Here is a 15,352-nt window from a genome sequence, read left to right on the forward strand (position 1 = left end):
GGAACGAGTGTATGATCGCATCCTAGAAAGAGCACAACACCGATTMGAACCGATGACGCCTCTTCCGAAAAAAGCACTYGCTTTTGTTCGACGGCTTCAAAAACGAAAGGAAGAAGCGCTGCGTTTCTTACGTGAAGTACATGTTCCCTTTGACAACAACCAAGCCGAACGCGATCTTCGCATGGTCAAAGTCAAAGAGAACATTTCGGGTACGTTTCGCGAAGAAACATTCGCGCAGTCGTTTTGCATCGCAAGAAGCATCGTTTCCACACTGACGAAACACGAAAAAAACGTGTGGGATTCGTTATGTCTTCTGTTGGCAGGCGAAACGATCGATCGAGTTCTTTCCGCTACCTAGGGCATTTTCTATGACCGAAATGCCCTATTTGTGCTGGGCTTTTTTATACACTAGCACTGGGGTGAATAGTTACCCATTCAGCAGCCGCCAGCTTTTCTGGCTGGTATTCGGCTAAAAATTTGCCCGATAAGTCGCCAATCAATGCACTGGCTACCGAAAAAATAAAAGCTGTTTTCATCATTAAATGAAGTGCCTTGCGATGATAAATGTGACGATTGCCTTTCCATAAATGCCAAGCGGCGATCGAAGCAAGCACGAATGCTGACGTCATATACGAAGTCGCCAGCACATGGGCGACTTTCGTCGGCATCGCTGGGTTGAACATAGCCGCGATTGGATCGATGTTGACAAGCTCGCCGTTTTTAAATTCAAACCCTTGCGGCGTATTCATAAACGCGTTCACCATCGTAATAAACATGGCTGATGCTGAAGACCCAATTGCCACCGGGATAAGCAAAAGCAAATGTTTTTTCTGATTTTCGAACCGATCCCATGTATACAAATAAATGCCGAGGAAAATGGCTTCAAAAAAGAAGGCGAACGTCTCCATGAACAGCGGCAAGCTGATCACTTGGCCAGCCAGCTGCATAAAGTTCGGCCATAAAAGCGACAGCTGCAAGCCGATCGCTGTTCCTGTCACCACGCCGACCGCTACGGTGATGACAAAACCGCGCGTCCAGCGGCGAGCGAGTAAGATGTAATGCATATCATTTTTGCGAATCCCAACCCACTGGGCAATGGCGATCATCAGTGGAATCCCGACGCCGATCGTGGCATAAATGATGTGGACCGTCAGCGTCAATCCCGTCAAAATACGGCTAAGCAGCACCGGATCGTAACCGTTCACGATTCATCCCCCCCTTATGAAAACAAGCGGCCAATCAAGGAAAGCAAGACAACAGCCGCAACAGCAAAGCTAACGAACACAAGCGTTTTTTCATGCCGCTTCCACATATCCATCCCCCCGGGCGAACAAACAGTGGTGAAGAATTTGTGACAACCATCACAAATTATCCACTTCATATTATTTCATAAAATCGGGGACGCTATCCGGCATGATTTCGAATAATTTGTGTCATTTTTCACATATTCATCGTGACAAACAAAAAAAGCAGGAGATCCCTGCCCTCATGTTATAAATATTTCCGATGCACCGTTTTCCCGTCATACGTAAACAACATCGGCTTTTCCTCGACGACCGTCTCCATATGGACCGGACGGCCCCACAACTGATAAATGTATGGGAGCACTTTTTCTAAATACTTCAGATCGAGTTCGATTCCTTCATACCAATGCTTCAAATACAACTCTCCGTTGCGCATATAATCGCCGTTATTGACCGTGATATACGGGAATCCGCCGTTTACCCGCATGCTGACGAGTTGGTCGCGGATATGCTCCCAGTTTTTGTCGACGATTTTATATTCTTTCCCCTGTTTTTGGAACAAATACATATCTTCGCGCATGACGAGCTCTTTCGTTAAATAGTTGCGCAAAAACGAAATGTCGGATTCGAGTTCGCGCACTTCAAAAATTTTCGCCCTCCCCGACCCCGGCTTGACGCCGTATTTTTTCATCTCCTCAGTCGGATTATTCCACCGCTCTTCAATGTCTTCAAAAATTTTCAGTCCTAAATAATACGGATTGATGCCAGTGCGCGACGGTTGCACGACGTTGGCGTTCAGTTTCGCAAATTCAATCGCCTCATCGCTCGTCAAATCCATCTCGCGCAAAATGCGCTGATGCCAATACGTCGCCCATCCTTCGTTCATGATTTTCGTCTCCAGCTGCGGCCAAAAATAAAGCATTTCCTCGCGCATCATCGTTAAAATGTCGCGTTGCCAATCCTCCAGTTCGCGGCTGTATTCTTCAATGAACAATAGCACATCTTTTTCCGGTTGCGGCGGAAACTTGCGCCGTTTTTTTCGCGGCGGCGTTTTCAGTTTGTCTCGCTCGTCAAGCGACCATAAATCGTCGTACGGCGTCGATGTTTTCGGAGGCTCCTCCTCTTCGTACACTTCCGTATCTTCCCACGTCCATGACAGCTTTGGCCGCAGGAGCGAGGGATCGATATGCTCCTGAATGGCCAAGACGGCATCCAAAAATTTTTCCACTTCCAATTTTCCGTATTGATGTTCATAATGCTTGATCCGCTCCGCTGTCGCCGCCATGCTTTCCACCATATCGCGCTTCGTGTTGCTGAAGCGTACGTTGTTTTTGAAAAAGTCGCTGTGGGCCAACACATGGGCGACGATCAGCTTATTTTGGATGAGCGTATTCGTATCGAGCAAAAACGCGTAGCAAGGGTCCGAATTGATGACGAGCTCGTAAATTTTGCTTAACCCTAAATCATAATGAAGCTTCATTTTGTAAAACTGTTTCCCAAAGCTCCAGTGGGAAAATCGCGTCGGCATCCCATAGGCACCAAACGTATAAAGAATGTCCGCCGGGCAAATCTCATAGCGCATCGGGTAAAAATCAAGCCCAAATCCTTCTGCGATTTCCGTAATTTCCGCAATCGCCCGTTCCAACTCTTTCAGCTCGTCCTGCCGCATCCATCTCCCCCCTTTTTCCTCTTATCACAATGTATGAGGGAAACGGCGTTTTGATACGTTCCATCGTTTGGCATGAACGCGCAGCGCCCCATTTTCATTTGTGGACCGTTGGCTTATAATGGTCATATACAAGAAATCGCGGCAAAGCGTGGTGGTCATTTGCAGCACTATTTGCATTATCTTATCGAACACTTCGGCTACATCGGCATTATGGTTGCGCTGATGCTCGGCATTGTTGGGCTGCCGATCCCCGACGAGCTGCTGTTGACATATGCCGGTTACCGCGTTTCAACGGGGGCGTTTTCGTATCCGCTCGCTTTTCTTTCCTGCTGGCTTGGAGCCATCATTGGCATCTCGCTCAGCTATATGCTCGGGATTACGCTCGGGCTGCCGTTTTTGCATAAATTCGGTCCCAAGCTCCATCTTACAGAAAAACGGCTCGAGCAAACGAAAGCGCTTTTTTCGAAGCTCGGCCCAGCGGTATTGTTCATTTGCTATTTCATCCCCGGCGTTCGGCATCTCGCCGCCTTTTGGGCCGGCATGAACGCCTACCGTTGGAGAAAGTTTGCCTTGTTCGCCTACAGCGGGGCGATGGTGTGGGTCGCTGTCTTTTTGACGATCGGCGCCTATTTTGAAAGCCGCTGGATGGCCGTCAAGCAGTATATCCACGCCTACCGTCCATTCTTATTTCCTGTCTTTCTGGTCGTTCTCGGCTTCGCCATCTTCTATTGGTACATCCAACAAAAACGAAAAACACCGGGGTAATCTCCGGTGTTTTTCATTCTCTATGCGCGCTATACGTTCTCGCGCGGGCCGCGATGGTACGTTTCTGTCAGCAATCCCATAAACAGGCCAAATCCGAACATAAACATCGAGGCCCCGATAATGCCGAGACTGATGATCGTCAAGAAATAGTCTTTGTTGTAAGCGCTTGCGATAAAACTAAGCAAAAACAGTACAACTCCGACAATCAATCCCACTGACGCCATCCATTTACACATGTTGATCATTTCTTGCCCTTCGTGCCGTTTGTTCATTCTCATCATCCCCTTATTTTGAGGATACTATCCTTGTCACAAAATTGCAACATTTATTTTTCCTTTTTCGTTTTCATTTCGGTTATAATTTATATTTTGCCTTCTGTCGCAACATTTACAGGGCAACAAAACGCCCCGCCGTCATACACTAACAATGACTCCTTCTTGATAAAGGAGGCATGCCGCTTGAACACCGTCGACTATGATAAGGCGCTCTATTACACGCATCGCTCCGAATGGGACAATTTGCTCATTTTAATGGTGCGTACGCCTGATGATATTCTGTCGAAAAAAATTGAAAAGTTTCTCCACGCTTATAATTTTGAACATGACTACTCCGTCATCCAGGAGCGGTTGCACGCCCTGCTTCGCTATATTGACCATGCGCTTGAAGTGAGCGAACAAAAAATGGGAGTCGAGCAGTACGCGCAGTTTTACTCGTAAAACGAACGGGGAATTGGCATCGTCCAATTCCCCGCAGATTGTGCTGATCATTGCGCATAAGAAGGCGAAACGGTGCTGAGCACATACTTTACGCGCTGCATGACGGCTTCTGTTAAGCGCGCTAGTCTTTCTTCGCTGTCCCCTAGCGACGTCCCTTTGACGCCGAAGTACGCCTTCATTTTCGGCTCCGTCCCTGATGGACGCAGACAAAACCACGAGCCATCCTCCAAGATATACTTGAGCACATTGGATGTCGGCAAATCAATGGCCGTTTTTTCGCCGGTCAACGTGTTCGTCCGCTCTTTCGTTTTGTAATCCTCAATCACCGTCACCTTTTTCCCCGCGGCCTCCACCGGCGGCTGTTGGCGGAACGACGCTAAAATCGCGGCAATCGCCTCTGCTCCTTCCTTGCCTTTTAGAGTGAGCGACTGTTGCCCCTCGCGGTAATAGCCGTACTGGTCAAACAATTGCAAGAGCGCCTCATACAGCGATAGCCCTTGCTTTTTATAAAACGCGCACACTTCCGCCGCGAGGACAGCCGCCTGCACGGCATCTTTGTCGCGGACAAAATCGCCGATCAAATACCCATAGCTTTCCTCATATCCGAACTGGAACGCATATTGCCCTGTTTGTTCGTATTCCTTCATTTTTTCGCCGATGAATTTGAAACCGGTCAACGTATCGACCGTCTCAAGACCAAACGATTGGGCGATCGCCCGACCAAATTCAGACGTCACGATCGTTTTTAAGACAACACCATTTTCCGGCAGAGTGCCTTGAGCTTTTCGTTGCGACAGCAAATAGTGGAGCAACAAGCCGCCGGTTTGATTGCCGGTCAGCACGACATAGTCTCCCTTGTCATTTTTAACCGCCACGCCCATCCGGTCGGCGTCCGGATCGGTGGCGATCAGCAGATCGGCGTTCACTTGCTTGCCCAACTCCATCGCCATGGCGAAGGCCGCGTGTTCTTCCGGATTGGGCGAGGCGACCGTCGAGAAATTCGGATCCGGCAGCTCCTGCTCTTTGACGACAAAGACGTTTTGGTAGCCGAGTTCAGCGAGCGCGCGGCGCACCGGTTTGTTCGACGTGCCGTGAAGCGGCGTAAACACGATGTTGATCGCCGTTTCCCGAGCGAGCTCCGGATGGATTGAAATCGTTTTGACAGCATGGATATAAGCATCATCGACGTCGCTTCCGATGATGCGAATAAGGCCTTTTTCTCTTAACGTTTCCTCATCTTCCACATGAATGGCGAGCTCGTTTTCGACTTCATTGACATAGCGGATCACTTGGTCGGCGACAGCAGGCGGCAGCTGTCCCCCGTCCTCTCCATACACTTTATAGCCGTTATATTCGGGCGGATTATGGCTAGCGGTGATGACAATGCCGGCAAACGCCCGCAAATAGCGAACAGCAAACGACAGTTCCGGCGTTGGGCGCAATTCATCAAACACGTATGTTTGAATGCCGTTGGTAGCCAACGTTTTCGCCGCCTCCATCGCAAATTCCGGCGACTTATGCCGGGAGTCATAGGCAATGACGACCCCGCGCTGCTTCGCCTCATCGCCAAACGATTGTATGTATCGCGCCAATCCTTCCGACGCTTTTCGCACCGTATAAATGTTCATTCGGTTCGTCCCCGGGCCAATCTCGCCGCGCATGCCGCCGGTGCCGAATTCGAGATTTTTGTAAAAGCAATCCTCCAGCCATCGTTCATCATTGCGGCGTTGTTCCAACAACCGCTTCAATTCCGGATCGAGCTGCGGCTCACGCAGCCATTGTTCGTATTTTTGTCTCCACTCCATCGCTGTTCCCCCTTGATTTTCATTTTCCCTGTTTATGTATTCGCTCCCATCATACAATATACCTGCCAAAAGAAAAAGGATGCCCTGGAAAAAATGTGGGCATCCTTTTTCCCCCATTACCCTTGCGGCTGCGACGGCTCCGAAATGTTCGTCAACGCCTGTTCAGCCGCTTCGTTTGATGCGCTGTTCGTCGCAATATCGCCTAGCGCAACAATGCCTTGAAGCTGGTTGTTTTCCACGATCGGCAAACGGCGAACTTGATGTTGGGCCATGACATTCGCGGCTTCCTGTACGCTCATATTCGGCGTACCGGTGACGACTTGGTTCGTCATGACCTCCGCTACTTTGACGGTCGACGGGTCTTTTCCTTGGGACGAAACACGCAACGTAATATCGCGGTCCGTAATCATCCCTTTGACTTGCCCGTTTTCCACAACCGGAAGCGCCCCAATATTTTTTTGGCTCATGATTTGCGCTGCTTCTTGCACCGTTTGGTTCGGCGAAATCGTTGCGACGTTTTTCGTCATAATGTCCTGCACTTTGTTTCCGCTGTTGTTCGTCAATGTGATCCTCCCCTTTCACCGATTAGTATGGCTCGTTTGTCGAGCGATATAGATAGAAAATGTTGTTTTCTTTCCTGCCCTTTGCCGGTTATGAATGGACGTGCCGTTTTCCATCCCTTATAATGGAGCTAACGGAGGCAAGATCGGGAACATGATGGGAAGAAGGAGAGAACATGGAACGAGAAAAACGTGCGGAGAACTTGCTTTTGGCCGCATGGGCGACCGCGCTCATCGCCACGCTCGGAAGCCTTTATTTTTCTGAAGTGCTCGGCTTTATTCCTTGTGATCTTTGCTGGTTTCAACGCATTTTTATGTACCCGCAAGTCGTGATTTTAGGAATCGCCATTGTGCGCAAAGACGCTGCGGCAGCTCGCTATAGCTTCACACTGTCATTGATTGGCGGGGGTATTTCTCTGTATCATTATGGATTGCAAAAAATTCCGCTGCTTCAAGAATACGCCATCAGCTGCGGCCGCATTCCGTGCACAGGGCAATATATAAACTGGCTTGGATTTATCACCATTCCATTTTTGGCGTTCACTGCCTTTATGATCATTATGTTGTTAAGTTGGACCGTCATGCGCCAGCAAAGAAAGGAGAGCGAACGTTGAAAAAACTGCTCGCATTTGGCGGCATCATCATCGCGCTATTTGCCGCCATCGCTTTTGTTACCTCGTATGAACAAAACGAAGCAGCCAAAGGAAACCCTTACCATAAAAACGAGCTGCATCCGGCCACCATCGCACAACTTGACGACCCGAACTACCGCAACATTATTTTGCCCGCGGAGTTGAAACAGCAGCTGGCTGACGGCAAGACGCTGACCGTTTACTTTTACAGCCCGACATGCCCTCACTGCCAGCGGACAACGCCGATCGTCGTGCCGCTCGCAAAGGAGCTCGGCACCGATTTAAAGCTGTTCAACTTGCTTGAATTCGAAGACGGGTGGGATGCGTACCATATTGAAGCCACCCCGACGATCGTCCATTACGAAAATGGCAAAGAAATCAAACGCATCGAAGGGTATCACGACGAACAAACGTTCCGAAACTGGTTTTCCTCATTGCACAGTGAAAAGTAAACAAGGAGCTAAGCATAGCTTAGCTCCTTGTTTTACATCACCCATTGGCTCACCGCAGGCGCATACACGCTGCACGGCCAAAGCCGCCTGCAAGTGAACTGCTTGGCATGAAAAGGAAAGGCAATGCCATGGCGGGCCAAAATCTTTTGATTGCGAACAAACAGCCATTCATACTGTTCCAAATCCCCATGCTCTCCGATATGTTCGATGACGGTAATGAGCGATTGCAACGCTGAAATGATTTGGAAAGCCTCTTTCATCGTTCCATTATATGCCACATGTTCGTGGTCCAGCGAAAGAATGCCCCATTCCTCAAATTGACGGATTTGTTCATCATCGAAGTAATACGGGAACACATCGGTATAAAAGTAGTTGAGCAAATACTGCATGTAATGCTCTTGTTCCGGAGTCGCTGCATACATCATTTTCAACGTCCATACCACCTTTTCTCGCCGCAATGCTTGCGTTTTCCATCACTAAGACGATACTATGAGTGTACCATATCTCGCGCAAGGATAGGGGTAGAAAGTGTTTCCACAGCTAACAAACAATTGGGAGTGTGACAACCTTTGTGGACAAGAAAAGGCGATTGGCTGGAATGCATCATCCCTAGCTGGTGGAGCGGTTTGACGATTGAACAGCTCCTGAAAGACGTATGGGCCGCCTCGAAAAAGCTCGCCCACCGTTGGCGGATGGAACACGGCGTCAAACTGAACGGCCAGGCTGTTCCCTGGAAGACGGTGCTCAACGAACGCGACCGGCTCCAGCTTTACGCATATGAGCCGGAGCCGTCGTTCATCGTTCCAGAATATCGGGAGCTTTCGATTTTATGGGAGGACGACCATCTGCTCGTCTTGAACAAAGAAGCCGGCATCGACATTCATCCGTCCGAACCGGGGCAAACCGGCACGCTCGCCAATGCGGTCGCGTTTTATTTGCAGTCGCAGGCAATTTTAACAAAAGTGCGCCACATTCACCGACTTGACCGCGACACGTCGGGAGCGATTTTATTTGCCAAACACCCGCTTGCCGGTGCGACGCTCGATCGGATGCTCGCCCACCGTGCCATCAAGCGGACGTACGTCGCCCTTGTTCACGGTCGTTTGTCCCCGAAATCAGGAACCATTTTCGCGCCAATCGGCCGCGACCGCCACCATCCAACGCGCCGGCGCGTCTCGAAGACGGGGGCAAAAGCGGTGACACACTATCGCGTCATCAAAACATTCCCGTCAACATCGCTTGTCGAGCTTTCTCTCGAGACTGGACGGACGCACCAAATCCGCGTCCATTTGGCCCATCTCGGCCATCCGCTCGTCGGCGATGTGCTTTATGGCGGCAAACCAGTGTTTCATCGCCATGCGCTTCATGCCGCTAAGCTAACGTTCCGCCACCCGTTTACAAACGAAGAGGTCATTTGTCTCGCGCCAACAAGCGATTTTCCCACCGACCTTTCGCGCATTTACCATTGATCTACCCTGCTGTCCTTCAATGGAGGAGGGGATTTCTCGGCCGAAACGAGAAAAGGCAGACGCCCCCGTCTGCCTTACAAACGCAACTCCTCCTCTTCGGCGCCTGCCGCCTCCTCCTCTTTGCTCGGCTCTTTTTTTGCCACTTCCAGCGATTTCACATGATGGCCATCCATTTCCTTCACCGTAAACAAGTAGCCATCGATTTCTACACTCTCGCCTGGTTTGATATCATAATGCTTCGTTAAAATCCAGCCGCCGATCGTATCGACGTCATCATCGTCAATGTCCAGCCCAAGCAAATCATTCACTTCGCTGATCAACACTTTGCCATCCAAGATCAATCGATCGTCTATTTTTTGAATCAGCGGCGTTTCATCAATATCAAACTCATCTTGGATTTCGCCAACGATTTCTTCCAAAATGTCCTCGACTGTAACCAGTCCAGACGTGCCGCCGTATTCATCGACCAAAATCGCCATATGGATGCGTTCTTTTTGCATTTTGACCAACAAATCGTGAATGGCGATCGATTCAATCACTTGAATGATCGGGCGGATATAGTCTTTCATCTGCTTTTCGTTGGACGGATTGGCAATAAAGTCCGTAAACACCTCTTTCACGTTGATGAGTCCAAGCACATGGTCTTTATCGCCGTCAATGACCGGATAGCGCGTATACTTTTCTTCGCGAATGATGTCCAAGTTTTCCTTGACGCTTTTGTTAATATCGAGCGCCACAATTTCTTTGCGCGGCACCATAATTTCTTTCGCTATGCGGTCGTCAAAACGAAAAATGTTATTGACATAGCGGTACTCTGACTGATTGATCTCCCCGCTTTTGTAGCTTTCTGATAAAATGAGGCGCAACTCCTCCTCAGAGTGGGCGATTTCATGCTCCGCCACCGGCCTGAGGCCAAACAGGCGCGTCACGAGCCGCGCAGAGTTGTTGAGCGTCCAAATGAACGGATACATGATTTTGTAAAACCAGATGAGCGGCTGAGCCGTAAACAGCGTAATCGCTTCCGCCTTATGAATGGCAAACGTCTTCGGCGCTAATTCACCGACGACGACATGCAAAAAGGTGATGAGCGAAAACGAAATGATAAACGCTAAAAAGTGGGAGACGGATTCCGATAAATGGAGGCGTTCAAACAGCGGCAGCAACATCCGCGCCACCGTCGGCTCCCCAAGCCAGCCAAGGCCAAGCGAGGTGAGCGTAATGCCGAGCTGGTTCGCCGATAAATAGCCGTCCAAATTCGAAATCACTTTTTTCGCCGCGACCGCCCGTCGATTCCCTTCATTGACAAGCTGATCGATGCGCGAGCTGCGCACCTTGACGATCGCAAATTCAGAAGCGACAAAAAAGGCGGTGCAAGCGATGAGAAACGCCACCAACAGCAAACTGGCTATATCCAATTCGTCTCCGAGCGCGGATGAAGCGCCCAGGTTACACCTCCTGCACACAAAAGTTTCCATTGCAGCTGATAGACGATGATGCCGCTGGGCCGCCTTAGGCGGCCCAATATGTTACGATTCCTCATTATTGTTCCCTTGGGTGAAAATGAGCACATATTTCAGCAGCTCAAACACGGCAATCAACGTTGCCGCGACGTATGTCAGCGCCGCCGCGCCAAGCACTTTGTTTACGCCGCGCGCTTCATTTGGGGCGATCAACCCTTCAGCCAGCATAAACCGCTTCGCCCGTGCGCTCGCGTTGAACTCCACCGGCAAGGTAATGATTTGGAAGGCCACCGCCAGCGAGAAAAACAAAATGCCGAGTCCAATCAGTGAAAATTGATGGAGCACAAATCCAACGAGCAACAACAACGGCGCAACGCCCGAAGCGAAGTTCACAATCGGAAACATCCGGTGGCGAAGGACGAGCGCAGCGTAGCCTTGCTGGTGTTGAACGGCATGGCCAACCTCGTGGGCGGCAACGGAAATGGAAGCGATTGAACGCCCATAAAAGACCGGCTCCGACAAACGGACCGTGCGGGAAATCGGATCATAATGGTCGGACAATCTCCCTGGCACGACCTCCACCGGCACATGGTGCAGCCCGTGGCGGTCTAAAATCATGCGCGCCACTTCCGCCCCCGTCAACCCCGATGAGGCTGGAACTTCAGACCAGGCATTGAAATTGCTTGATACCTTCCATTGCGCCCAAAGCGATATCAGGAAGGCGATAAAAATGAAAATATCCATCGGATGGAATAGCATCGCAGCACCCTCCGTTTTTTCAATGTTCATCAAATGTGTATACTATTATTTATTGTACTTGCTCACCTTTTCATACGTCAAACAGCCCGCTCCGGTTTCAAAAAAAAACAGCGCCTGCATCGAGGCGCTATTTGGCTGATGGGGACATCAAAAATTGAAATTGTCTGGGTCAGGACCGACCCGTTTGTTCAAGTTCAACGCGTCGATCTGTTTCATTTCTTCATCGGTCAGCGAGAAATCAAAAATATCAGCGTTTTCCTTGATCCGCGCCGGCGTCACCGACTTCGGGATCGTCACAACGCCGTGTTGCAAATCCCAGCGCAACACCACCTGCGCCGGCGTTTTCCCGTACTTGCGCCCAATGTCAACGATCGTCGGTTCGCTTAAAATTTCCCCGCGCATGAGCGGCGACCATGCTTCAAGCTGGATGCCGTTTTCCCGGCAAAACGTAAGCAGCTCTTTTTGCGTCAGGCGCGGGTGATACTCGACTTGGTTGACCATCGGCTTGATTTCACACTCCGCCAGTACATCTTGCAAATGGTGGATATGGAAATTGCTGACGCCGATCGCGCGCACATAGCCATCTTTATACAACTTTTCCAGCGCCTTGTACGTCTCTTTATACTTCCCTTTCACCGGCCAGTGGACCAAATACAAGTCGACATAATCGAACCCGAGTTTTTTCAAACTTTTGTCAAACGCCTTCAGCGTCGTCTCATACCCTTGGTCGGTGTTCCACACTTTCGTCGTCACAAACACTTGCTCACGTGGAATGCCGGATTCGCGGATCGCTTGACCGACACCTTCTTCGTTTTCATAAAAAGCGGCTGTATCGACATGGCGGTAGCCGATCTCGAGCGCGGTGCGCACCGCGCTTCTTACTTCCTCCCCTTCTTTGACTTTATAAACGCCAAGGCCGACCCAAGGCATTTTCACCCCGTTATGCAAAGTGGCGCAATCTTGCAGACCTTTCATATCCTCTCCTCCTCGAGCGTCATTATAGTTTCATTATGGGAAAAGAGGGAAAGAAAAGCAAAATATATGCTTAGCACCTTTTTCTTGTCCGTAAGTTTCCATCTCCCCTGCTCTGGAACAATCGGCGTAAAAAAGAGGGTGTCCCAAAAGTAACGGGACACCCTTTCTGATCACCATATATACGCACAAAACACCCTGACAAAACTATATATTGTATCTTGCATGAAGAAGGACAATCTTTTGGGTCAGCCCCGCATTGTTATTGTATCCTTTTTTCACCCATTCGGCGATTTGCAGCATGCAGCTCGTTTGATGTCTGCTTGCATCCGCGAAGCGCCGCTTATTTGGCCACGCTCATCGAGGCGCTCTCTACTTCAGCTTCGTTCGGATGAAACTCGTTTTCCATTTTCGAAACAACCACTGTCGCTACAGCATTGCCGATAATATTCGTAATCGCCCGCGCTTCCGACATGAAGCGGTCAACCCCAAGCAACAAGGCGATGCCTTCGACCGGAATCATCGGGAACGCCGCCAAAGTCGCTGCCAACGTAATGAATCCCGAACCGGTAACCCCTGCTGCCCCTTTCGAGGTGAGCATTAATACGCCAAGCAACGTCAGCTCTTGCCAAATGGTTAAATCAATGCCGTACGCTTGGGCGATGAAAATGGCTGCCATCGACAGGTAAATCGATGTGCCGTCTAGGTTAAACGAATACCCTGTCGGAACGACAAGACCAACAACCGATTTCGAGCACCCGTATTTTTCCAAACGTTCCATCAGCCGCGGCAGCGCTGATTCAGACGAAGACGTGCCCAAAACAAGCAACAGTTCCTCTTTGATATAAGCGAGAAACTTAAAGATGTTAAACCCATAAAACTTGGCAATCCCGCCAAGCACGACGAAAATGAAGAGCGCCATCGTAATGTAAACAGACCCCATCAATTTGCCGAGCGACACGAGCGATCCGAGGCCGAACGTGCCGATCGTGTACGCCATCGCGCCGAACGCGGCGATCGGCGACACCTTCATAACCATGTTGACGACGCCGAAAAAAATTTCCGCCAGCTGTTCAAACAAGGAAATCACTGGTTTTGCTTTTTCCCCAAGCGCGGCAGCCGCTAAACCGAACAACACGGCGAAGAAGAGCACCGGAAGCAGTTGGCCGCTCGCCATCGCGGCAACGACGTTGTCGGGAATGATGCTTAAAATGAAGTCAACAAAACCGTGGCTTGTTTCTTCCGCTTGTTTCGTGTATTGTGAAATGTCGCCGCCTTTTACTGCATCGGTATGAAACCCAACCCCTGGTTTGACAAGGTTGACGACGACAATCCCGATCGCCAACGCAAACGTCGTGACAATTTCAAAATAAATGAGCGCCTTGCCGCCGATGCGGCCGATCTTTTTCAAATCGCCCATGTTGCCGATTCCGATGACGACGGTGAAGAAAATGATCGGGGCGATCACCATTTTAATCAGCTTAATAAATCCGTCTGCCAACACTTTCAACTTCGCGCCAAATTCCGGAAATACAAATCCGACAATGATCCCTAAAATAATGCCGATGATGACTTGCACCGTTAAGTTTTTCAGTTTTCTCCGCACTTCACCCACTCCTTTCGTTATCTTGGCAACGCTTTCAACGTTATCATAAAGAAAAATCGGTGAAATAAAAATATTATGGTGATAATGGTCGTTTTGGTCTTTTTGGTCTCCAGCGCCGGCAAAGGCGTTCTCCATAAAAAAAGCTTCCACCGACGGAAGCTCATTCGCGCGATTCCTTGATTTCATTCAACAGCTTTGAACCGAACTGCCGCGTAAACTCTTCATACAGCGGCGCAAATTTTTGTTGCCATTTCTTTTTTTCCGTTTCCGATAACATGTAAAGATGGACCCCCTCCTGCCGCTCAAGCTGCTTGAGTTCCCGTTCGTTTTGCTCTTTCGACTGCTGCAAATTCCAATGCGTCGCTTCAGCCATCGCTTCAGTAATTTTTTGCTGTATGTCTTTTGGCAAACTGTCCCAAAATGACTGATTCATCATGACGGCGTACCCGAGATAGCCGTGATTGCTGATTGTAATATACGGTTGAAATTTGTAAAACCCTTTCGAGTAAATATTGGAAATCGTATTTTCCTGCCCATCAAACTTATGCTGTTCAAGCGCTCGATAGACGCGATCGAATGAGACGGCAATCGGCTCCCCTCCGAGCAGACGAAACTGCTTTTCAATCACTTCGCTCTGCATAATGCGAAAACGCAAGCCGCGAAAATCGTCAGGGGCGATGAGCGGGCGGGTTGTGCCCATCATTTGTTTAAATCCATTGCTCCAAAACGCCATTCCTTTAATTCCTTTTGCCTCCAGCATCCGAAGCAGCTCGGCGCCCACTTTTCCAGTGAACACACGGCGCACGTCGTCCTCATCGCGGAACAAAAACGGCAAATCGAGCACTTGCCATTCGGGGACAAGCTCTGTCACTTTTGAAAATGATGGCGCGATCATTTGCACGTCGCCGCGCAACAGCGCATCAAGCTCTTCCCCATCCGAATAAAGCGAGCCGTTCGGGAACACTTCGACTTTGACGCGGCCGTTTGTTTTTTGCTCGACGAGCTCGGCAAACTTTTGCGCCGCCAGCCCTTTTGGCGTATTCTCTGCTACGACATGGCTGAAATAAATAATGATTTGCTTTTTCAACCCCTTTTGCTCGTCGTCATAAACAAGCGGCTCACGGCCCAGTTGACGGCTCGCTGCCCAGCCGACCAGACCGAGGCCGACAAACAAAAGGATTGTCCATGCTCTCCACTTTTTCCCCATTGTTCACACCATTCTTCCATCCTATTGCTAAAATTG

The 15,352-nt window shown here is 49.8% G+C and carries 16 protein-coding genes and 1 pseudogene; 6 read left to right on the forward strand and 11 right to left on the reverse strand.

Going from position 1 to position 15,352, the window contains the following annotated elements:
• Positions 1–358, forward strand: a 358-nt coding sequence (locus B1A75_RS15840) for an IS66 family transposase (protein WP_139761747.1), incomplete at its 5' end; no start/stop codon positions are given.
• A gap of 73 nt (positions 359–431) precedes the next feature.
• Here B1A75_RS15840 and B1A75_RS15845 read toward each other — a convergent pair.
• A pseudogene (locus B1A75_RS15845) lies at positions 432–1,205 on the reverse strand (cytochrome ubiquinol oxidase subunit I); the annotation flags it as partial.
• A gap of 286 nt (positions 1,206–1,491) precedes the next feature.
• Positions 1,492–2,913, reverse strand: coding sequence for a SpoVR family protein (locus B1A75_RS15850; RefSeq protein WP_079936494.1), 1,422 nt, complete (start codon positions 2,911–2,913; stop codon positions 1,492–1,494).
• Positions 2,914–3,072: 159 nt separating this feature from the next.
• Between B1A75_RS15850 and B1A75_RS15855 the strand changes: the two genes are divergently transcribed.
• The gene (locus B1A75_RS15855) at positions 3,073–3,678 is read left to right on the forward strand and encodes a DedA family protein (protein ID WP_079936495.1); all 606 of its coding nucleotides are present in this window, start codon (positions 3,073–3,075) and stop codon (positions 3,676–3,678) included.
• Between the two features lie 29 nt (positions 3,679–3,707).
• Here the strand turns inward: B1A75_RS15855 and B1A75_RS15860 are convergent, their stop codons facing one another.
• Positions 3,708–3,956 (reverse strand): hypothetical protein, encoded by a 249-nt coding sequence (locus tag B1A75_RS15860; protein ID WP_025039331.1) that lies wholly within the window; start codon positions 3,954–3,956, stop codon positions 3,708–3,710.
• Positions 3,957–4,136: 180 nt separating this feature from the next.
• On the opposite strand from B1A75_RS15860, the gene B1A75_RS15865 reads away from it, so the two are divergent.
• Positions 4,137–4,394 (forward strand): YhdB family protein, encoded by a 258-nt coding sequence (locus B1A75_RS15865; RefSeq protein WP_013146280.1) that lies wholly within the window; start codon positions 4,137–4,139, stop codon positions 4,392–4,394.
• A gap of 47 nt (positions 4,395–4,441) precedes the next feature.
• Here the strand turns inward: B1A75_RS15865 and B1A75_RS15870 are convergent, their stop codons facing one another.
• Positions 4,442–6,199: a phospho-sugar mutase gene (locus B1A75_RS15870; RefSeq protein WP_079936496.1), complete on the reverse strand. Its 1,758-nt coding sequence runs from the start codon at positions 6,197–6,199 to the stop codon at positions 4,442–4,444.
• Between the two features lie 116 nt (positions 6,200–6,315).
• Positions 6,316–6,762, reverse strand: a complete 447-nt coding sequence (locus B1A75_RS15875) for a CBS domain-containing protein (RefSeq protein ID WP_011230073.1) — start codon at positions 6,760–6,762, stop codon at positions 6,316–6,318.
• 173 nt (positions 6,763–6,935) lie between these two features.
• On the opposite strand from B1A75_RS15875, the gene B1A75_RS15880 reads away from it, so the two are divergent.
• Positions 6,936–7,373 (forward strand): disulfide formation protein C, encoded by a 438-nt coding sequence (locus B1A75_RS15880; protein WP_011230072.1) that lies wholly within the window; start codon positions 6,936–6,938, stop codon positions 7,371–7,373.
• Positions 7,370–7,843 (forward strand): thioredoxin family protein, encoded by a 474-nt coding sequence (locus B1A75_RS15885; RefSeq protein ID WP_033024761.1) that lies wholly within the window; start codon positions 7,370–7,372, stop codon positions 7,841–7,843. Before B1A75_RS15880 ends, B1A75_RS15885 begins: the two co-directional genes overlap by 4 nt.
• A 32-nt stretch (positions 7,844–7,875) precedes the next feature.
• Here B1A75_RS15885 and B1A75_RS15890 read toward each other — a convergent pair whose 3' ends face one another.
• A complete protein-coding gene (locus B1A75_RS15890) occupies positions 7,876–8,274 on the reverse strand; it encodes a YhcU family protein (RefSeq protein WP_079936497.1) in 399 nt (132 codons plus the stop codon).
• 138 nt (positions 8,275–8,412) lie between these two features.
• Between B1A75_RS15890 and B1A75_RS15895 the strand changes: the two genes are divergently transcribed.
• Positions 8,413–9,312 carry an RluA family pseudouridine synthase gene (locus B1A75_RS15895; protein ID WP_011230069.1) on the forward strand — a complete coding sequence of 300 codons (900 nt, stop codon included), beginning with the start codon at positions 8,413–8,415 and terminating at the stop codon, positions 9,310–9,312.
• Positions 9,313–9,386: 74 nt separating this feature from the next.
• Here the strand turns inward: B1A75_RS15895 and B1A75_RS15900 are convergent, their stop codons facing one another.
• From B1A75_RS15900 to B1A75_RS15920, 5 genes are all read right to left on the reverse strand, one after another.
• A complete protein-coding gene (locus tag B1A75_RS15900) occupies positions 9,387–10,727 on the reverse strand; it encodes a hemolysin family protein (protein ID WP_011230068.1) in 1,341 nt (446 codons plus the stop codon).
• Between the two features lie 111 nt (positions 10,728–10,838).
• Entirely contained in the window at positions 10,839–11,531 is a 693-nt protein-coding gene (locus B1A75_RS15905) for a zinc metallopeptidase (protein WP_011230067.1), read from the reverse strand.
• A 147-nt stretch (positions 11,532–11,678) separates the two neighbouring features.
• Positions 11,679–12,506, reverse strand: a complete 828-nt coding sequence (locus B1A75_RS15910) for an aldo/keto reductase (protein WP_074044447.1) — start codon at positions 12,504–12,506, stop codon at positions 11,679–11,681.
• Positions 12,507–12,846: 340 nt separating this feature from the next.
• The gene (locus tag B1A75_RS15915; RefSeq protein WP_079936503.1) at positions 12,847–14,109 is read right to left on the reverse strand and encodes a dicarboxylate/amino acid:cation symporter; all 1,263 of its coding nucleotides are present in this window, start codon (positions 14,107–14,109) and stop codon (positions 12,847–12,849) included.
• A 160-nt stretch (positions 14,110–14,269) separates the two neighbouring features.
• Positions 14,270–15,316 (reverse strand): TRAP transporter substrate-binding protein, encoded by a 1,047-nt coding sequence (locus B1A75_RS15920; RefSeq protein WP_079936498.1) that lies wholly within the window; start codon positions 15,314–15,316, stop codon positions 14,270–14,272.
• Positions 15,317–15,352 lie beyond the last annotated feature (36 nt).

It is taken from the genome of Geobacillus sp. LEMMY01, assembly GCF_002042905.1.
GTDB lineage: Bacteria > Bacillota > Bacilli > Bacillales > Anoxybacillaceae > Geobacillus > Geobacillus proteiniphilus.